Annotated in this window: 17 protein-coding genes; 3 read left to right on the top strand and 14 right to left on the bottom strand. The window is 39.0% G+C overall.

All coding sequences use genetic code 11. The features are described from left to right. Window positions 1–79: 79 nt before the first annotated feature. The 8 genes from JOC86_RS11055 to JOC86_RS11020 all read right to left on the bottom strand — a co-directional run bounded on the left by JOC86_RS11055 (window position 80) and on the right by JOC86_RS11020 (window position 8,102). On the bottom strand, window positions 80–1,381 hold the full coding sequence (locus tag JOC86_RS11055) for a hypothetical protein (protein WP_338021755.1): 1,302 nt from the start codon (window positions 1,379–1,381) through the stop codon (window positions 80–82). A gap of 9 nt (window positions 1,382–1,390) precedes the next feature. Further along, on the bottom strand, window positions 1,391–2,626 hold the full coding sequence (locus tag JOC86_RS11050) for a M20 family metallo-hydrolase (protein WP_205172242.1): 1,236 nt from the start codon (window positions 2,624–2,626) through the stop codon (window positions 1,391–1,393). A gap of 52 nt (window positions 2,627–2,678) precedes the next feature. Further along, the gene (locus JOC86_RS11045) at window positions 2,679–3,980 is read right to left on the bottom strand and encodes an amidohydrolase (RefSeq protein WP_205172240.1); all 1,302 of its coding nucleotides are present in this window, start codon (window positions 3,978–3,980) and stop codon (window positions 2,679–2,681) included. Then, window positions 3,967–5,181: a M20 metallopeptidase family protein gene (locus JOC86_RS11040; RefSeq protein WP_205172238.1), complete on the bottom strand. Its 1,215-nt coding sequence runs from the start codon at window positions 5,179–5,181 to the stop codon at window positions 3,967–3,969. The genes JOC86_RS11045 and JOC86_RS11040 overlap by 14 nt, the downstream gene beginning before the upstream one ends. A gap of 298 nt (window positions 5,182–5,479) precedes the next feature. Beyond that, window positions 5,480–6,061 carry a transposase gene (locus tag JOC86_RS11035; RefSeq protein WP_205172236.1) on the bottom strand — a complete coding sequence of 194 codons (582 nt, stop codon included), beginning with the start codon at window positions 6,059–6,061 and terminating at the stop codon, window positions 5,480–5,482. A 116-nt stretch (window positions 6,062–6,177) separates the two neighbouring features. After that, complete coding sequence (locus tag JOC86_RS11030; RefSeq protein WP_205172231.1) at window positions 6,178–6,642, bottom strand: hypothetical protein; 465 nt, start codon at window positions 6,640–6,642, stop codon at window positions 6,178–6,180. A gap of 337 nt (window positions 6,643–6,979) precedes the next feature. Then, window positions 6,980–7,120: a hypothetical protein gene (locus tag JOC86_RS11025; protein ID WP_205172230.1), complete on the bottom strand. Its 141-nt coding sequence runs from the start codon at window positions 7,118–7,120 to the stop codon at window positions 6,980–6,982. Between the two features lie 430 nt (window positions 7,121–7,550). After that, window positions 7,551–8,102: a DUF6241 domain-containing protein gene (locus JOC86_RS11020; RefSeq protein ID WP_205172229.1), complete on the bottom strand. Its 552-nt coding sequence runs from the start codon at window positions 8,100–8,102 to the stop codon at window positions 7,551–7,553. Between the two features lie 331 nt (window positions 8,103–8,433). On the opposite strand from JOC86_RS11020, the gene murB reads away from it, so the two are divergent. After that, a complete protein-coding gene (gene murB / locus JOC86_RS11015; RefSeq protein WP_205172227.1) occupies window positions 8,434–9,357 on the top strand; it encodes a UDP-N-acetylmuramate dehydrogenase in 924 nt (307 codons plus the stop codon). A gap of 49 nt (window positions 9,358–9,406) precedes the next feature. Here the strand turns inward: murB and JOC86_RS11010 are convergent, their stop codons facing one another. Continuing rightward, window positions 9,407–10,336 carry a manganese-dependent inorganic pyrophosphatase gene (locus JOC86_RS11010; protein WP_205172221.1) on the bottom strand — a complete coding sequence of 310 codons (930 nt, stop codon included), beginning with the start codon at window positions 10,334–10,336 and terminating at the stop codon, window positions 9,407–9,409. A 240-nt stretch (window positions 10,337–10,576) separates the two neighbouring features. Here JOC86_RS11010 and JOC86_RS11005 point away from each other — a divergent pair, with 240 nt between their 5' ends. Next, entirely contained in the window at window positions 10,577–10,753 is a 177-nt protein-coding gene (locus JOC86_RS11005; RefSeq protein ID WP_205172220.1) for a hypothetical protein, read from the top strand. A gap of 135 nt (window positions 10,754–10,888) precedes the next feature. After that, window positions 10,889–11,347 (top strand): hypothetical protein, encoded by a 459-nt coding sequence (locus JOC86_RS11000; protein ID WP_205172219.1) that lies wholly within the window; start codon window positions 10,889–10,891, stop codon window positions 11,345–11,347. A 94-nt stretch (window positions 11,348–11,441) separates the two neighbouring features. Here the strand turns inward: JOC86_RS11000 and JOC86_RS25155 are convergent, their stop codons facing one another. From JOC86_RS25155 to JOC86_RS10975, 5 genes are all read right to left on the bottom strand, one after another. Then, window positions 11,442–13,910: an alpha-amylase family glycosyl hydrolase gene (locus JOC86_RS25155; protein WP_205172218.1), complete on the bottom strand. Its 2,469-nt coding sequence runs from the start codon at window positions 13,908–13,910 to the stop codon at window positions 11,442–11,444. A gap of 187 nt (window positions 13,911–14,097) precedes the next feature. Further along, a complete protein-coding gene (locus JOC86_RS10990) occupies window positions 14,098–16,029 on the bottom strand; it encodes a sigma 54-interacting transcriptional regulator (RefSeq protein ID WP_205172217.1) in 1,932 nt (643 codons plus the stop codon). Window positions 16,030–16,112: 83 nt separating this feature from the next. Continuing rightward, entirely contained in the window at window positions 16,113–17,339 is a 1,227-nt protein-coding gene (locus JOC86_RS10985; RefSeq protein ID WP_205172208.1) for an MFS transporter, read from the bottom strand. A gap of 77 nt (window positions 17,340–17,416) precedes the next feature. Next, window positions 17,417–18,907, bottom strand: a complete 1,491-nt coding sequence (locus JOC86_RS10980) for a sodium:solute symporter family protein (RefSeq protein WP_205172207.1) — start codon at window positions 18,905–18,907, stop codon at window positions 17,417–17,419. After that, complete coding sequence (locus tag JOC86_RS10975; protein ID WP_205172205.1) at window positions 18,904–19,143, bottom strand: hypothetical protein; 240 nt, start codon at window positions 19,141–19,143, stop codon at window positions 18,904–18,906. Before JOC86_RS10975 ends, JOC86_RS10980 begins: the two co-directional genes overlap by 4 nt. Between the last annotated feature and the right edge of the window lie 83 nt (window positions 19,144–19,226).

Below are 19,226 nucleotides of genomic sequence, written 5' to 3'. Positions count from 1 at the left end.
TTCCGAAACCAAAGTGTCAGAAACCACATTTCATGTATAGAAGTAATCCCCAAGACAGCTCAATATGGGCAATGGAACCTTATTGGAAAGCCGCCTCAAAACGATATAATTTCCTCGGACGGCCTCTCCCGCCGCTTTGTTCTTCTCCACAAATTCTGACCACACCGAGGCGTTCCATTTCATTAAGGATCCTGCGTCCATTTCGTTCAGTTCCATTTAACCAGCGAGAAAGATCCTGAGAGGTAATCGATTCTTTATCATAATGTCGGGAAAGAGACATGATCTTTGATACCATCTTTGTACTGATGGAAGCTTCTTTGAACTTTTCTTCCCAGTCTTGTCCCCAATCCTGAAGTGAAAATGTAATGCTCTCATTGGAATTAAGGGTCTCTGTAATTTTCTTGTCTTCACTTACACTTACAACAATCGAGGAATCATGCTTTCTCGCGTGCTGGAAAGCGAGGCGAACATGATGCTCTGCTTCAAGCACTGTCACGCCAAACCCGAGCCCAACACGAATGTCGAGATTAGTATGTGCTTTTACTTCTTGAATGAGGGTAGAAAAAACCTTCTCATGTAGGTCTAGTTCACCTCTAGTGGTATAAACGAAAAACAAGCCATCTCCTAATTGAACCATGGAGCCGTTCATTTGCTGAGCAATATCAAGCAAGTATCGTTTAAGATCTAATTCTTGATGTTTCATTTTAAAGGAAAAAAGTGATTCATCCTTATGAGTTGAATAAATGACTTCAATTCCAACAATCGCGATTTGTGATTTTCGGTATTTCCGTGAATGGGCTCTTTCTAATAAGAATTGTAAAATCATACGAATGGAAAGATTCGTCGGAACGACACGATAGCAAGGAATTCCTAGATCGAGAAGCCTTGACTGAACCGTCTGGATACACGTGATCGCCACTTCAACTTCTCCCTTTTCATATAAAGAACGATGAAAATCAACCAACTCATCGGCATTCCGATACCCCTCATAAGGGTAGCTTGATATTGAGAGTTGTTCAAAAGCATGAAACTGAACAGCATTTTCAATTTCTTCCCTAGAAATCGTATCAAGACTAATGGTTTTCAAAATCGTATTCTCTTTCATCTGCGCCTCTAATAATGCGCCAAAAAAGCTTGAGCCATGAAGGGGCGGAAAGCTCCCTTCCTTTTCTGAAATCATTTCATGTTCAAGTGCATAGTAAAATGGGGACTGACCTGAGAAAAACCATTGGTCTATGTTGTGACGATTGTTTTTTATAATTCCCTCAATTTCACTCACTTGTTTGTATGGAAAGTTAAGAAGTTCAATATTTTTAAAGTGGGTAGCTACATGATTGATTCGTTGTATCGAATCGTCAGGTCCCACTACACCAATTTTCACATTCAATCATTACTCACCTGCTTCTTGCTGCAAAACGGCAGTTAGAATATCCACCCCGGTTTGTAAATCCGATATCGTGCTATGCTCCTTGGGATGATGACTGATCCCTTCTTCACACGGAATAAAGATCAAAGCAGATGGCCACTTGGCAGCCATATTCATGACATCATGCCCTGCACCGCTATCCATTTCATAGCTAATATAGCCTAGTTGCTCTCCTGCTGCCTTTACAGAAGCAGTAAGCTTTTCATCTAGAAGTATCGAAGGATTATCCACAAGGGTTTCTATGTTTATTGTAACATTAAACTTTGTCTCTAAGATGGTACATTTCTGAATGATTTTGTCGGCCATTTGACGTTTTAGGCTGTCGTCTACTGAGCGGATATCAATGCCTAGCTCGATATATCCAGGGATGACGTTCATGCCGTTCGGCTTCACTTCCATTGTGCTGACCGTTGCTACTAGTGGTTTCGAGGAAATTGCTGATAATCTTTCTGCTTCTTGAGAGACGTAGGTGATAAGTGGGGCAAGAGCTACTAAAGCATCCTTGCGTTTTCCCATTGGTGTTGTTCCGGTATGCCCCGCCATACCAGTAGCTTTTACTTTTAGCCTGATAGGACATGCAACCCCTCTTACGATCCCAAAATGAGCCCGGTGATCTTCAATTTGTGTCCCCTGTTCAATATGGAGTTCGACGAAGGATTTAATTTCATTTTTAGGACGTTCTGCTTCCTCAATGTTACTCCAGTTAAGCCCCGTCGATTCGATCGCTTCTTTAATCGTTACACCATGACGGTCCTGTACGTTTTCTACCGACTTATCTAAGATTCCTGCAACGCTTTTACTTCCTATTGTTGAAACACCGAAACGAGCAGATTCTTCTGAAGCAAAGCATACCACTTCAATCGGGTGTTTCGGTTGAAACCCTTTTTCTTTTAACCTTTTAATTGCTCCCAGGGCACAGAGGACCCCTGCCACTCCATCATAACCCCCACCTGATTCGACCGTATCGAGATGTGAACCTGTCATGACAACGGGAAAATCGGTCGCCCCCTCCCAACGAGCAAACGTATTTCCCGCCTGGTCACTATGAACCATTAAGTCTAGTTCATTTGCGACTTTCTTAAATGCTTTTATTGATTCTAGCTCTTCCACTGAATATCCCAATCTAGTAAAGCCGATAGGTTGATCCATTGTATCGACAAGGTTCAGTTCTTTTAATGTTTTTTCTAACCATTCATTCATATTATTTTCTCCTTTCTTTTTTGTGGAAAAAGGTGTGAAGGACTTTTTGATTTTAGTGCCGCGATAATTTAGAAATGAGACGTATAAAAGCGTCCACTGCTACTTCTAGCACCCCTTCTTCAAAATCAAATCGGGAGTGGTGATGTCCATTTTTTAAAGAAGTGCCAAACACCATGTAGGTTGCTTTTCCACCTTGCTTCTGCACTTCATTGATCATGTAGGTCACATCTTCTGACGCCTTTAATGACATACTACTTGAGACATCTGTTATCAATGGACTTTCACTGCTTATTTCCTTTATCCAGTGAATCCATTCAGAATTACATGCCGCTTCAATGGTTTCACCGACCGTTTCAATTCGTGTGGCGACATTGTATAAACCTCCCGCTGATTGGAGGATTCTTTTTGCTTCTTCTAGCATGTAGTGATTAATTTTTGTCGTCTGACCACGGGTTTCTACTTCTAAATAGGCTTCATCAGCGATAATATTTCTTCCAGTACCCGCTTGTAGTTTCCCAACATTGATTCTTGTCTCTCCATCCGAGTGCCGGGGAATATTGTAAAGATGAAGGCTTGCGGCAGCCGCAGCTAATAGGGCATTCTTTCCTTTTTCAGGTTCTAAACCTGCATGGGCAGCCTTCCCTTTGTAGATTACATTTAGTTTTGATGAGGCTAAGAAGGAATCGGTCGTCGCTGCAATCATTCCTAATTTCGTATCGCGGATCCCAATATGTCCGCTCACGAAGTAATCCACACCGTCTAACCAGCCTTTTTTCACCATCGCTTTCGCTCCTCTTCCCCCTTCTTCTGCTGGTTGAAAAAGCAGGGTGAACTTACCCTTTAGCTGATTTTGAAACTGGGAAAGATAGGTTGCGACACCTAATCCAATCGACGTATGCCCATCATGTCCGCAAGCATGCATCACACCATCATGTTTTGATTGAAATTCGTGCTGATAAGGAGAGTGACCTTTATCATTTGATTCGGTAATAGGGAGGGCATCAATATCAACCCGGAACGCCATATGGGGACCAGGTTTCCCTGTATCGAGTGTTGCTACAAGCCCCGTATGGCCGTCCTTCATTTTTTCTAACCATTGATCCTCTACTCCTTCTGTTCTTGCTCGTTCTTCTTGAAGCTCTAGATAATCGGAAGCAGGGACTCCCATCCTTTCACTGCTTTCGAGAGCTTCTTTTCCGACATAAATGGTAAATCCGAGTTTTAATAGTTCTTTTCCAATCAAATAAGTGGTTACGTATTCCGTGAAACCAAGCTCCGGCTTTTGATGAAGTGCTCTTCTCCATGTCGTTAATTTAGGTGATATCTCTTTTATAAAATTTTCAATATGATTCATGTAATCCTGGCTCCTCTTTCTCTATCTTTTTTAATGTATCTACTGCTAGCTGAACCATGAGCTCAACACCCTTAATTAATGCTTCCTCATTTAATTTAAAACGAGAATCATGAAGAGGATACTGTTGGCTAGTGTCTGACACAGATGCCCCTAACCAATAAAAGGCACCTGGGTATTGCTGCAGAAAACGAGAAAAATCTTCGCCTCCCAGGGATGGTGAAACTATTGGTGTTGAGTCTTCTCCAAGGATTTTATGTGCCGACTCTTTAACCTGTTCAGCCCATTTCGGAGTGTTTACGGTTGCCGGGTAGCCATCTAAATAATCGAATTCTATTTTTGCAGTAAAGCTTTTCTCTACCCCTTCTACTATGGAAGAAAAACGCTCCTTTACCATATTCTTCACTTCTTTTTTGAACGTTCTTACCGTTCCTTCAAGTATGACTTTATCGGCAACAACATTATAACGATAGCCTCCATCAATTCTTCCAATCGTGACGACGGCTGAGTCTAATGGATCCGTGTTTCGACTCACAATCGTTTGAAGCTGTGTGATCATGTTACCCGCAATGATAATCGCGTCATTTGCTTGATGAGGCATACTTGCGTGTCCACCTGATCCTTTGATGGTGATTTTAAAGCGGTCGGATGCTCCCATCATTTCTTTCGGCAGAACGCCAACTGCTCCTGAGGGGAGATCGGGCCATACATGTTGTCCGTAAATCACGTCTGGCTTAAATTCGCGGAAAACACCATCATCCATCATTTGCTGAGACCCACCAATCGGGGCGTTTTCTTCCGCAGGTTGAAACACAAGAAGAACCGTTCCCGCTAACTCAGATTTCAGTTGATTTAACACTTTCCCTACTCCGTAGAGCATAGCCGTATGGGCGTCATGACCACATGCGTGCATTTTGTTGGCATGTTTTGATTGATAGCTATGATCATTTTCTTCCTGGATTGGTAAGGCATCAATATCCGCTCTTAGGGCTACCGTTCCCCCTGGTTTCTCTCCTTGAATAATGCCAAGAACTCCTGTTGCTGCAAAACCCGTTTTAAAAGGGATCCCTGCTTGATGAAGCTTTTCCTGAATTTTTTTTGACGTTTCAAATTCTTCTCCACTTACTTCCGGGTGCTGGTGAAAATAACGTCGTAATTCAATCACTTCATCCTCTACTGATTTCACAAGCTGTTTCAGATTCATCTAGAACGTCTCCTTTTATTGATCGAATTGATTATTAAAGGAAAAATTCCTTAATAATTCCGTTAATGATTAAATTCTATATAAAGTTGGAAATTCCTGTTTAGGTTTAAAGATTTTTTATTTAGTGAGAATAGTATTATTCTTGGAAAGTGTTTTTAGTGTTATGGAATCCTATTTTATCTAGCTATTATTTCTTACATGGAGACGTTGAGGGGTCTTTAATTAAACGTTTGATTAATTGAGTTTTGGAGGCTGGAAGTGTTAGTGGAATAATGTTTGAATTACTTTGTGATGGTCGTTAAATTAGTAAATGCCATGATTTACTATTCTCTTTCTCTACCAATCTCGAGTACTTAGATTGCTTTTCTAGCTTTGTTCCTTGGAAGATATTTAGGAGAAGGTCAGGGTTGAAATAAGGTGTTTCATTATAATGTGGATTTGGTGATAGTAGTGTTGGATAGCTGCTCCATCGGTAAAGGGAAGGGTCTTTGACAATGTTTGCTTCAACAGGATTTAAATGAATGTAGCGGCTTACTTTGAGGTGGCCAGTCATCCCTTTGATCGGTTCACCATAATAGCGGTTTTCAAAGACGTGGCCTGTGAGGTTATACCTCGAATTGAAATAGGTAGCATATTTCTTGTTAATGTGGGCCATTAATTGGGAGATAGGCGTGTAAGGGGATCGAATTTGTATATGATAATGGTTCGTCATAAAACAATAAGATGCCGTCTCAAACAAAGTTGTCTCATAGAGGGATGTGAGGATATGTGAAAATGCTTGGAAGTCTTTCTCATCCTGAAAGAGGAGATCTCTTCTATTTCCACGAGCACTTATATGATAAAAATGATCAGGGCTCCAAACCCTTCGTTTTCTTCCCATAGGGTCACCTCGGCATAGTTTTTACTCTAATTGATAAGATTCTACCAAACTCGCGGAAATCCTCCTGAAATTATTCGACAAAAACCGGGTGGTGCCTGGCACCACCCGATATTTCTTTAGAAGTTGTAGTCCCAAAGCACGCGCCATTCGCCGTCGTCTTTGGCTACGTAGCAGGTTTGGGTGATGGTGAGGAGTCCGAATTGGCTTTCGAATGTGAGTTCAACGTCTGCTGCTTTTACTTCTTTAAAGGTTGGACCGTCTTTGCTAAATTTCCATTTGTTGATTTCCCTTAGGTCCCCTACTTCAACTTCAAATGTATCTACTTCCATATGCCCCATGAACACATGGTTTTTGGTTTGAATATAAGATGATTTCTTAAATTTTTTCTTCATTTCAGAGTGAAATAATTCCCATGATTGACCAAATTCGCCGTCTTTTTCACTATTATAAAATTCTTCAATGACTTCTTCTGGATCATTAGTAGTTAACGACTGCACCGAACAACTCACAAAAACAATAACCGTGATAACCAAACATCCCACTACAAGGAGGAACGGAAGCGGGCCTCTCCTTCGACGCATCAAATCACCTTCTTATTGGGCAAGTCTATACTTATCCATATGACTTTTTGAAGCTATGTATGTTTATTCGAAAGGTTCTCTAATCAAAAAGACGTCTGGGTTCCTTTTTCAGCTTTTGGAATAGCATTCCTTCACCACTGAAAGGATTAATTTGTCCGTCATGGCCATTTATTTGTCCAGATTGAGTATTAATTTGTCCGTAACCGGGAGTTATTTATCCGTAATCCTATATTTATTGACCGTTCGACACATACCAACAAATTCCGCCGCCGACATCAAAAAAACAACCAGTCTCGGCTGGTTGCTACAATCAAAATTATTCACGTTAGAACGTCTTCTAACCTCTTCTATTCTTTTTAAATGAATAACGGATTCTACGTCGACTTTTCCCATAACTAGCAACAGCACTTTTCTTTTCCAAGCTACTTTTTGCATCCTGCTCATATAACTCTCTCGCTTTCATATACAAAAGAGTCAACCGCTTTCACCTCCTGTTCAAAAAGTTAGTACCTCCTTTCCCCATTTTTATTACGTAAAACTATTTTTTATGAAAAAAGGATCGCAAAAATAGGAAATTTTTACGAAGTGACATTTTCATCAAGAAAATGACAAATAATGCCCCTGATCCTTCTAACACAACATCAAAATTTGTAGATATTTTTGTTGTTTGTTCGGCAAAAAACCGCGGTAAAAAAGAATAAATAGTATAAAGGAGCTGATTTTAGTATGATTATTAATGTAAGAAGTTGGAGAATGTTATCGACCCAAGACAAATTGTTTATATTAAAAGCTATTAGCCAGAATTCAAGGTTAAAGAAAGTTGTTTAATTTTCTAAGGTTTCCTTGCCTAATCTATTAGTTAATAACAAAAGCTCTGCATAATTATGGGAAGGAAACCTGCTAATTCTTTAACGTGATTCTTTATTTTGTTTTTGGATAAATGCTTCTTCCTCTTTCTCTGATAAAATTCCTTTCGCTTCTCCAACACTTCCATCCTGCAAATTCCATATTTCATTATGATCATGATCTACCTCTGAAAAATCTTCCTCTGACCATCGTGTTAAAATGTCTTTATATACCTTTTCATGCTTATAATCCTTCATTTCCAATTGATCAAGTAAATAGCTAACTCTATCATCCGTTAAACGAAAATATGACCACTTCTCGGATGCAGATACCTTTTGGTGACTCATCGCATGAATATACTGCATCATGATATTTTCAGCAATTGGCTCAGTCATTGATTCATTAAACGGATTTTCTCCTTCCGCTCCCTTTTCAACATCCTGAGCTTTTGATATAGCTGCATTCCCACTTTTCTGCGAGTCACCATCGTTATTTTTCGAACCACTTGCAGTACTAGTACTAGTCTGTGAATCTAAATAATAATAGACACCAAATGGTATACCTACAATGAGCAAAATAAAGAGTGGAATCATGACAAGCTTTCTTTTAAACATATTGACTGGACTCCTTTCACCAGAGGCTGTTTCTAAAAAAGGATATCTATATCCTATATAATTCTTTCATCCTATCGAAAAATCCTTCACACCAAATGCGTTTTGTGCCAGGTACATTTCTGCCTTTTTGCGCCTGGTCACTTCCGAGGTTTTGTACTTGGCACTTTTCCGGGATTTTGTACCCAGCACCGATTGGAATTTTTGTCCATTCTAAACTTTCTGCACTGAAGGATTTAACATTTGCCCAATTTAGTCATATAATGAGATTTGAGTGGATGTGTGATTTTTTCACATCTAACAAAATTACACTATGAATTGGGAATGAAAAATCATGAATCAATACCTTGAAACTTACGAGAAATTATTATCTTATGTTCATAAAGATAACATTAAATTGGATGAGGTTCTGAGAAATCATACGTATACAAGACTTGGCGGGAAGGCAGATCTTCTTGTGACGCCAACGACTTATTTAGAGGTTCAGAATGTCGTGAAGTTTGCAAAAGAAGAGAAGATTCCACTCACCTTGTTAGGAAATGGCTCGAACCTTATCGTTAAGGACGGTGGAATTCGCGGAATAGTGCTTCTCTTAAAACACTTTAATAGTATTACGACAGAAGGTGATGTCCTCGTTGCTCAGAGTGGTGCTGCCATCATTGAGGCTTCTAGAAAAGCATTACAAGAGCATTTAAGCGGTCTTGAGTTCGCTTGTGGAATTCCAGGAACGGTTGGCGGTGCCCTTTATATGAACGCTGGGGCCTATGGCGGTGAAATCAAGGATTGTCTCGACCATGCTCTTGTCGTCGATATCGACGGAAACCTTGTGAAGCGTACAGCTGCAGACTTGGACCTTGACTATCGTACAAGTAATATTGCCGAAAAAGAAGACATTGTTCTTGAAGCTACTTTCCAACTTAAAGCTGGTAACTACGATGAAATAAAAGCGATTATGGATGATCTTACGTTTAAAAGAGAATCCAAGCAGCCACTTGAATACCCTTCTTGTGGAAGTGTTTTCAAACGTCCGCCGGGGCTTTTTGCTGGAAAACTAATTCAAGACAGCGAGCTTCAAGGTACAAGTATCGGTGGGGCTGAGGTTTCAACTAAGCATGCTGGCTTTATTGTAAACAAAAATAACGCAACAGCTACTGAATATATTGCCTTAATCCGTCATGTACAAAAAACAGTAAAAGAAAAATTTGATGTACAGCTGGAACGTGAAGTACGGATTATCGGAGAAGACTTAGAAGAATAGAAAAAACTGCGGGGCCTTAAAGAAGGTTCCGCAGTTTTTTGTTGGTAAATTAATTTGATAAAGCGTCTGTCAATACTGGAACGATCTGTTTCTTACGGGATACAACACCTTTAAGAATAGCTGTATGATTTTCAAGAGAGACATTAAACGCTTTTTCGACTGCTTCTGTTTTGCTTCCAAGAGCCACAGCAACAGAGTCATTATTTAAAATATCCGTAACAACGAAAACAAAAAGATCTAATTTTTTCTCTGCAACGACTTTGGAGATCTCTGCTTCCACTTCCTCTTGACGAGCTAATACGTCATTAGGGTCTACCACGTTCACTTGTGCAACTTCAACTTTATGATCGCCCATTTGGAACTCTTTTGCATCGAGGGTAATCAGCTCAGTGATGGTTTTGTCACTAATGTCTGCTCCCGCTTTAAGCATTTCCAGCCCATAGCTCTCAGCATCTACACCAGCAATTTCCGCTAGTTCGTGAGCAGCTGCTACATCTTGCTCCGTACAAGTAGGTGATTTAAATAAGAGTGAGTCGGAAATGATCGCTGATAGCATTAGACCAGCAATTTCCTTCTTGATTGCAATACCGTTTTCTTTATAAAGCTTATTTAAGATTGTTGCCGTACACCCAACTGGTTCAGCGCGGTAGTACAATGGATCACTTGTTTCAAAGTTTGCAATTCGATGATGATCAATAACTTCAAGAACGCGAACCTGTTCAATGTCGCTTACACTTTGCTGACGCTCGTTGTGGTCAACAAGGATTACCTCATTTACTTCGTTAGCAACAGTTTCTACAAGACGTGGAACTTCTGCACCGAATTGGTCAAGAGCAAATTGCGTTTCACCATTGACAGCACCAAGCCGAACTGGCTCAGCGTCGATACCTAATTCCTTTTTAAGATCCGCATACGCAATTGCAGAACAAATTGTATCTGTATCAGGATTTTTGTGACCAAAAATGAAAACTTTACTCATCGTAAACGACTCCTTCTATGTATAAATTCAATTCATAACATGTCCATACTCTACCCCTTATTCTATCGAATTTCCTTCAAGCTTTCCAGTCACTCCCCCAGAAAAAATCGACAAATCTCGGGCCGTGCCTGGCACCAGTCGGAATATGTCGAATTATTTTATACTTTCAATATTTTTACATTTCTTCAGTACAATTAAACTTATTATCCGTGATATACTAAGAAAAAAGGAGGTGAGAATATGGAGCAGCAAATTTTACAGGCAATGATAGAATCCAGGGAGCATATGGATACAAAATTCAATCAACTCGTGAAGAGAATAGATTCCCTTGAAAAGAAATTTGATTTATTAGAAAGTAGAGTAAAAAACGAACAATTTCAAGACGATATCCTTGCACATATGAAAGTACAAGTATAAGAAGACTTTCAAGTGAAAACAGATATTCAAAAACTTCAGGAAGTAACCAGGTTAGACTAACTCCTCTCTAATAACCCTTATTTTCCCAAACCAATCACTGACCTAAAAAAAATTCCCCAATACGGAGGTACCCCAATGACCCATTCAGCTTTTATCGTTGACGAAACGATGCTTCCCCCTGATTTACAGGTAAAACTAAAAATTCTTAAACATGAAATTGCCGCTTATTATTCGGAAACGATCCCTTTAATATTTGAGACATTATGTGAAGTGGCAGAAGGTGAAATCGAATTGATGAATACGAATTCGATTTTAGAGTCTTCCTTTCTCCAACGGTTTATGGATGTTCATAATCTCTATTTGTTCGCAGATGGATTTACTTTTTCCATGCAACAAGAAGCAGGGATGATGACCCACCCCCTTAAAAAGGCTTTTTCAAAACGGGTGAAAGAGCGATTAAATGAAATAAAAAATGAAGCATTACAATTTCTTAACACAGAAGAAACGGAATGCTTCACCTTAACCGCTTATAAAACATTTGAATATGGAATCGAGAGCGGTAAATTTTTTTATAAAACCACTTTAAAAGAGTAAATATCTCCCCCACATCCGATACGATAGTGGGGGTTTTGAATATTATTAATCATCATTCGACAAATTCCGGGTCGTGCCAGGCACCAAGATTCCTTTATTCTGCTTTTACGAGTTTTCCTTTAACAACTTCATATACAGCAAAGGTTTTTGCTTCAATGGTTATCGATAATTTGCCTTTTTTACTTTTCACTTTGTCTTTTTTATTACGTGCGTTTTGAAGAGTCACTTTATTTATTTTGGGTTGGTTATATAGATCGTTGAGCGATACTTCTACTCCATCTCCTTTGTTAACCACCACAAGAAGCTTCTTCTCATCAGTCGCGCGTTCAAAGGTATACAAATCATCGTTCACATGAATTTCTTTAAAATCCCCTGTTCTTAGTGCTTCTTCACTATTTCTTAGCTCGATAATATCTTGATAGAATGCCTTCAGCTCAAGGTTCTGATCTTCTTCCTTCCAAGGCATCATCTCACGGAAATAACGGTCCTTCCATTCATCAACCAAGTTATGGTCTTTACTTTGTGATAGTCCGACTTCTGTTCCATAATAAATTGTCGGAACCCCTGGGAGTGTAAATTGAGTTGCTGCAGCAAGCTTAAGCTTCTCAACATCGCCACCAGCTTCAAATAGAAAGCGAGGTTTATCATGGTTATCCAAGAACGTAACCATCAAATATTCATGAGGGTACGCAGCTAAGTTGGCTTTAACCGTATTACTCAGCTCCACCATCGATTGATCTTTAGCGAAAACATTCACCATCGTATCAGAAAGACCAAAATCAAGAGCTCCATCAAGCTTACCAGCATAGGAGTTGATTTTCTCACGACGATCCCAAACCTCCCCAAAGATAAAGGCATCAGGATTGATTTCTTTTACCTTGTGGCGGAAATCGACCCAATAGCTGTAACTTGGGCCTTTGGCATGATCTAAACGAAATCCGTCAAAGTCTAACTCCGTTAACCAAAAGGGAACGACATCATTTAAAATATACTCCCTCGTTTCATAGTTGTCGTTATTTAATTCCGGAAGCTCGCTAATTCCATAAAAAGATTTATATTTGTCGGGCCATTCTGTAAATGTGTACCAATTATAATAAGGGCTCCCTTCCCCTTTTGCTTTTGCCTCTTCAAAAAATGGATGCTGATCGGATGTGTGGTTTGGTACAAAATCATAGACCACTTTCATTCCTTTTGCATGTGCTTCATCGATCAACTGCTTCATTAACTCCTTGTCACCAAAGTGATCATCAATCTTTTTAAAATCAGCAGGGTGGTAACCGTGTGAGTATGGCCCTTCGAACACTGGCGAAATCCAAATTGTATTAACTCCTAGACCTTTAATGTAATCAAGCTTTTCTTTAACACCTGCAAGGTCTCCCCCCATCCAGCCTTTTAATCTTTCATCATAAGGAAGATCTTCATTCCCTGGCTCATTATTCCCTTCGTTTCCATCACGAAATCGATCCACAAACACATGATAAATAGATGCATTCTTCGCCCACTTTGGAGAAGTAAACTGATCAACATAATAGGCAAATTCAGTTGCTTCTTTCGGGTCAAAACTATTGGTATCAGCAAATTGAGTTCCTTCGCCACCTGTATTCCACACATCAAGTTTATATTTCACCCGTACTTGATTGTCTTGCTTTGGAATCGTTCCTATTAAAGTGGAGACCTTTAAACCGTTCGTTTTTTCTTCAGTGGAATGTACAGTTAATTCCGCCGCTTCCCCATTTGCTGCTTCCCCACGCTTGCCTTCTGGTGCCGTGCCATCTATCGTAAAATAAACAGCTCCTGCATCGATTCGTCCATAATGTTCAACCATTGTGGTAATTTTGACATCATCATTATTCGTTGGCAAAAATGGTTTATGGTTAAAATTGTGCGTCACACTCTCAGCGATTGGAATGGCGGACCATTCTGTAACAGTATCTTCAATTATTGCTCCTTCTTTTGAAAAAGTGGCTGTCCGTTTTTCAGTGCGTGCCTCCTTGTATCGCTCTGAACCTAAACCGTAGAGATATGAAAACTCTTCCCCTGGATGTCCAACAAGATCAAGTTTCCAAACTCGGGCTTCAGCTGTCTTCTCGAGTGGTGTAAGGCTGTAGTCAAAGCCATTTAAGCTTGTTGCAATTGTTGGTGTGACCCATTCTGGAGTGGACTCTGGCAACGTGACTTGAAGCGTTACTTTCCCTTCAAACTCATCGGCCAACGTAACATCTACTTTACGTTCATCAGTTGGATAGAAAGTGAAAATATAATTTCCATCCCTATCAGGAGTAAATGTTAGATTGTCACCTGGCATCCATTCACCATCATATACATATTTAAATTCAAGCTTCTTTCCACCCACTAATGGAATAGGATTACTTTTCCAAACATCATCGGCTTCATCATACCTTAGTGAATGATTATTGGAGTTCCAATCTAAGGGTGATTCACTTCCCCGCAGCACCACTGAATCGTATGTACTTTCAGCTTGTGCAGTGGATGATTTAAAGGAAGAATTGGAAAGGCTAAAAATCATGAGTAACGTGATAAAAATGGCTGGAATCCGCTTCACTAATACCCTCTCCTTTATTGAATTTTAATAACATGCAATCGATTGCGCAAAGAAGGAAAATAAAGTGAAAGCAATCTCTTAAATTTGCCTATTGCTTTCACTAACAAGCTCCATTTTAAATATATCATAATTTTCAGATAATATAAACTTTTTCATTACTAGCCCTTTTAAAAAGAAAATCTTCCTCCTATTGCTTCAATTTCCTCCACAACGTTGAACGACTAATTCCCAGACGCTCAGCTGCTATTTCTTTATTTCCACCTACTTCATTTAATACCTTTAAGATGGTTTCTTTTTCTGCTTTTTTCAATTGGAATTCGAGCCTCGGCCTGCTTGTAGATTCATTTCCATAATTCTGTTTAACCTTCCACTCTTCAATGATTTCTTCAACCATTTTCCTATCCGAAGTATGCTCATAGATCACCATCATTCGTTCAAGCAGGTTTTCCAATTCGCGAATATTTCCAGACCATTTGATATTCATTAATTGAGACACAATCCTAGTGTCTAACAGTAAATTTTCTTTAATAGGCAAACCTTTCTTTTTGATAAAATATTTAATTAATAAAGGGATATCCTCTTTTCTTTCTCTAAGGGCTGGCAGAGTTAAGTCCAATATATTTAGGCGATAGTACAGGTCTTCTCGAAATTCTCGAGTGTCTACCATCTTCTTTAGCTCTCTATTGGTTGCCGCCACAATTCTTACATCAATCGGAATCACCGATTCCCCTCCCACACGCATGATTTCCTTTTCCTGCAGGACTCTTAACAAGCGGGCCTGTAAGCTTTCACTGATCTCCCCAATTTCATCTAAAAAAATCGTTCCTCCATGGGCTAATTCAAACAGTCCTTTTTTACCGCCTTTTTTTGCACCCGTAAAGGCACCTTCAACATAGCCAAATAATTCACTCTCTAGCAGTTGATCTGGTAGTGCACTACAGTTGATGGCAACAAACGGTTGGTCACGTCTTTCACTTTCATTATGTATGCTTTGTGCGAAAAGTTCTTTACCGGTACCGGTTTCACCTTGAATAAGAATGGATAAATTGGTTTTTGCATAAATCTTAGCCTTTTTAATTATTCTTTTCATTTTGGTTGATTGATGAATAATGGCACTAAAGTTATTTTTAGCTACGAGCCCTTTCTTAGTAAGTTCTTTTCTAATTTTATTCTCAGCATCACTGACCTTAGAGATTTCTTGAAAAAGAAAGACAGAACCGATAATACGTTTTTCAACCTGTATAGGTGTAACATTAGCAATGAGATGTTGTTGTTGAAAATGAATAATGACATTTTCCAGTGATTGTCCATTTTTTAAAACAGGTTCTACATTGACTTCTTTAAAGATCTCTTTCACCATTTGCCCCTGTATGAATGAAGAAGACAGCTTTAGCAGGTTAGAGGCCTGTTCGTTTGTTAAGGTAATTTCGCCTTTGTGATTTGTAGAAATAACAGCATGATTCGTACTGGAGATGACCGCGTTTATCCATTTTAACTTTGCTTGATCTTGTTCTCTTGAGCGGACAATTTCTACTGCTTGCTTTAATTGTTCCTTTATTGTTTGAATAGAATATAGATAAACGGCATGAGCTCCTTCTTTCTTTGCCTCATTATAAACAACCGTTGTTCCAATAATATTTTTTATCCCTTTTTGAATCCATTTATGAACTTTTTCTTTTGCTTCTATTGTGGAAAAGTAGCGGTCATGATGGATAGTTAAATGAAATAAATGATCATAGAGCTGAAACTCTTTAAAAATCTTCCCATACCTCATAATCACCACTTCATTTGACTCTTTTGCCGCTTTATTCAAAGCGATTAAAAAGTCATTATCCGTTACATCAATGACAACTAAAGGGGTTTGGTTTAGCTCAGATATGAAGCTTGCATGGCCACGCGGTGCTACAATTGCGGCTACATTTTCATCCTCATCTAATTTCCGGGCGATTTCTTTCGATTTCCCTAATTCGACTTCCATAATATCGATCGGGATCAACGTCTCTATTTCCTTAATTGCTTCTTTTACAAGCTGGGTTAAAAAATGATAACTAATCACCACAATTCTCTGATTCAACAACCTCACCTCATCTAATAAACCATTTTTTATTATCTTCTTCATATTTCTATCAATCTCCTTTTTATTAAAGAATGAACAACATGACTTTAAAGGGGGAATGTCATAGTTATGAAATCTAAAACGGTTTAAATAGATGTTTTCCCGTTCTGCTGCCAACCACAGGAAAGACAATTTTGTTCCTCCTTCACTAACCAGGAGGAAGATAGTAAGGATAGAAAGGCGATTACGGTCATCAATACCAAAATGACTTGATAGGAGCTACTATACAAACATATGCCTACAAAGATAGGTCCAATTGTTGAGCCGAGATCTCGATAAAAACGCCAATACCCTAGATTTCTTGACCTTTTCTTTCTATCACCTTTTAGGCTGACTTCGGTTTCACCACTTGTCACTACCATTCCACAGCCCATTCCAAGAACGACTAACACCATATAGATCATAGGTAATTGATTTGAAAACAAAAAGGTGAATAAACCAATAAAGTTAAAGCACATCCCTATGAGGATAACTTTTACTGCACCGATTCGATCACTTAACCAACCTCCCAATGGTTGAGAGATAACATAAACGGCGGTGAAAACAGAAACTAAAATTCCGACAGTAACCAAATCATCATATTGAGTCATGATGTAAATAGGAATAAAAAATGTTATGAGACCGTCCTCAATCATTTTGATAAAGCACCCATTCCAAGCTAAAACGACTTTTTGCATAAATGAAAGGTGATTTTGATTTATTCTGTTAACCGGTTTAGTCGTTGGGCTTAGTTCTTCTTTTATCTTTACTTCCTTTACAAAAAAGAAGATAAAAAATAAGGCAATAATTGATAAAACAGATGTGATCGTCATCAACTTATAAAAGGACATCTGCATTAATAAAATCGGAACAATCACGCCAGCAAGCGCCATTCCAGACCAAGTAATCATTTTTTGAATTCCAATGGCTGTTCCTCTAAACCTTGTATAGGTGATATCTGCTATATAGGAAACCATAGCGGTCGTTCCCCAGCTTAGGCCCACTCCAAGGAATAACCTCCATATTCCAACCGAAGCTCCTGATTCCCCCGCACCAATAAAATAGGGAGAAATGACGCCAAATAGAAGCACCGATAGGATCAAGTTATTTCGTTTGGAGAAACGATCAGATAGATACCCTCCAAAAATATTCATGGCTGCTCTTGGAATACCAAACAAGGATAAGATCAATCCCATCTCTAGTAAATTCGTTTCAAGAGAGCTCAGCTGAACCGGCACGATTACGCGTTGAGCCCCATATCCCCATATCGTTAAAAACGATATAAGCAGGATAACGAAGAACCCCTTTTTCTCTACCATATATTTATTTAGCATATGTACTCCCCTTATATGTTCAAGTTCTCCAAATATATTTAAAAAGCCAGCCTTGTTTCGGCTGACTTTTTTTATCATTACATTCCTACTACTTGCTTTGCATCCTCTTCTTCTTTCACACTTACACTCATAACCAAGCTTCCTACGACACAGATCAAGAGATTGACAAGCAGCCCCCAAATTCCGCTTAAAATTCCAAGGAATTCAATATTGGCAAATGTCATTACAGCGGCCGTTATCGTCCCTACTAACATGCCAGCGAATACCGCATTTTTATGAAGCCTGTTCCAATAGAGTCCTAATATAATAGCAGGTGCTACTTGAACGAGCACTTCAAATTTCAATACAAAAATTTCATATAATGTAGCTGGTGGATACCAAGCAATGATTAGAAGAACCGCGACTGCTAGTATCCCAATCCATTTCCCTACTAAAATTTGCTTTTTCTCAGGTGCGTTAGGATTTATATACCTTCCATATAAATCTTTTGAAATAATGGAAGAGAAAGTGAGTAGTACAGAGTCAGCAGTAGAAATAATGGCGGCAATAATCCCTCCAAATAAAATCACCATCGCCCAATAAAAGAAGGCATTTTTACCAGCTAACTCATTGGCCATCATTCCTACCAATTGTTCAGATTGTCCTACATCTAAATCAGGAAATACGTTGATCCCAATGATTCCAATAATAAAAACAAATCCCGCAGTGATGAAAGGCATCCATGCCATTCGTATTAGGGATTTCTTTAAAACCCTTTCACTACTTGCTGCGAATATCCGTTGAATGGCATGAGGGTAAATCGCTCCCCCAATGGCCACTATGATTAATAAACTAAACCAGCTCATAATTGCCTCGCCACCTGGAACGCCTAGCTTTTCAGGAGAATAAACCTCCATATAGCTAGTTGCCGTTGGTAAGCCTCCAAAATAAATAATCGATCCAATTAAAAGAACAAACACCCCGACCAATAAGGCAATCCCTTGCATCGTATCGGTATACGCTACAGAACGCATTCCTCCGAGCCAACCGTAAATAAGCATGATGACGACAAAGAATACTACTGCTAATTGATAAGGAACCGTACCTCCTGTTAAGCCACTCACACCTTGCCCAATAGCTACAAGTTGCTCTAGTAAATAATTACATAATCCATAAAGCATCAGTAGAGATCCTAATATCGTGATCCCTTTTGATTTGAAACGTTTCTCAAGCCAGTCAGAAGGGGTGATAAACGAATACTTCTTACTAATTGAATAAAGACGCGGAGCAAATAATAAATACCCTACGATAATTAAGATAAAGAAGGTTATGGATTGCAGCCAGCTAAAACCCAACCGATATGCATTTGGCGCATATCCTATGATCGTATTACCACTGTATTGCGTGGCAAAGAAGGTAAAAAATAGTACCATCAAACTTAATTTTCCTCCACCTAGATAATACTCTTTATTAGACTGATGGATTCCTTTATGTTTTAAATAAGTGATAAAACCAATCCCTAACATAATCAATCCATAAACCGCCATAATCAAAACACCAGACCATCCGCCAAACGCCAAATCTGTCATGACTGATCACCTCCTGTCTCTTCCTCTTCCATCTGCCACTCATGATTCAACACATAAGTCAAATAAATGGACATCCCAAGGGAAGCAGCCAGAACCATCCATCCCCAATACGGAATCCCAAACGCTAAAATATAACTAGATCCCTCAGGTAAATACCATGGAATACTTAAGAGAAAAATACCTAAAATAATGACCCAAATCTTTACATTCTTGATTGGTTCCTTTTTCTTTTCCACAAGCTTTCCTCCTTGTTTTAAAATTTTAATTTTTCTGAAATTTTATCATAAATAAAATTCATTTTTTAGATAAATTAAGGCTT

The sequence above is a fragment of the Rossellomorea pakistanensis genome, from assembly GCF_016908495.1.
GTDB classification, from domain to species: Bacteria; Bacillota; Bacilli; order Bacillales; family Bacillaceae_B; genus Rossellomorea; species Rossellomorea pakistanensis.
This window is presented reverse-complemented; position numbering and strand designations above follow the sequence as displayed.

Excerpts from the sequence above, each read along its gene's own strand:
- JOC86_RS11050 (WP_205172242.1), bottom strand. The coding sequence starts at position 2,626 with ATGAATGAATGGTTAGAAAAAACATTAAAAGAACTGAACCTTGTCGAT.
- JOC86_RS10980 (WP_205172207.1), bottom strand. The coding sequence starts at position 18,907 with ATGACAGATTTGGCGTTTGGCGGATGGTCTGGTGTTTTGATTATGGCG.
- JOC86_RS11000 (WP_205172219.1), top strand. The coding sequence starts at position 10,889 with ATGACCCATTCAGCTTTTATCGTTGACGAAACGATGCTTCCCCCTGAT.
- JOC86_RS11035 (WP_205172236.1), bottom strand. The coding sequence starts at position 6,061 with ATGGGAAGAAAACGAAGGGTTTGGAGCCCTGATCATTTTTATCATATA.
- murB (WP_205172227.1), top strand. The coding sequence starts at position 8,434 with ATGAATCAATACCTTGAAACTTACGAGAAATTATTATCTTATGTTCAT.
- JOC86_RS11045 (WP_205172240.1), bottom strand. The coding sequence starts at position 3,980 with ATGAATCATATTGAAAATTTTATAAAAGAGATATCACCTAAATTAACG.
- JOC86_RS11010 (WP_205172221.1), bottom strand. The coding sequence starts at position 10,336 with ATGAGTAAAGTTTTCATTTTTGGTCACAAAAATCCTGATACAGATACA.
- JOC86_RS10985 (WP_205172208.1), bottom strand. The coding sequence starts at position 17,339 with ATGCTAAATAAATATATGGTAGAGAAAAAGGGGTTCTTCGTTATCCTG.
- JOC86_RS10990 (WP_205172217.1), bottom strand. The coding sequence starts at position 16,029 with ATGAAGAAGATAATAAAAAATGGTTTATTAGATGAGGTGAGGTTGTTG.
- JOC86_RS11030 (WP_205172231.1), bottom strand. The coding sequence starts at position 6,642 with ATGCGTCGAAGGAGAGGCCCGCTTCCGTTCCTCCTTGTAGTGGGATGT.
- JOC86_RS11040 (WP_205172238.1), bottom strand. The coding sequence starts at position 5,181 with ATGAATCTGAAACAGCTTGTGAAATCAGTAGAGGATGAAGTGATTGAA.
- JOC86_RS11020 (WP_205172229.1), bottom strand. The coding sequence starts at position 8,102 with ATGTTTAAAAGAAAGCTTGTCATGATTCCACTCTTTATTTTGCTCATT.
- JOC86_RS11005 (WP_205172220.1), top strand. The coding sequence starts at position 10,577 with ATGGAGCAGCAAATTTTACAGGCAATGATAGAATCCAGGGAGCATATG.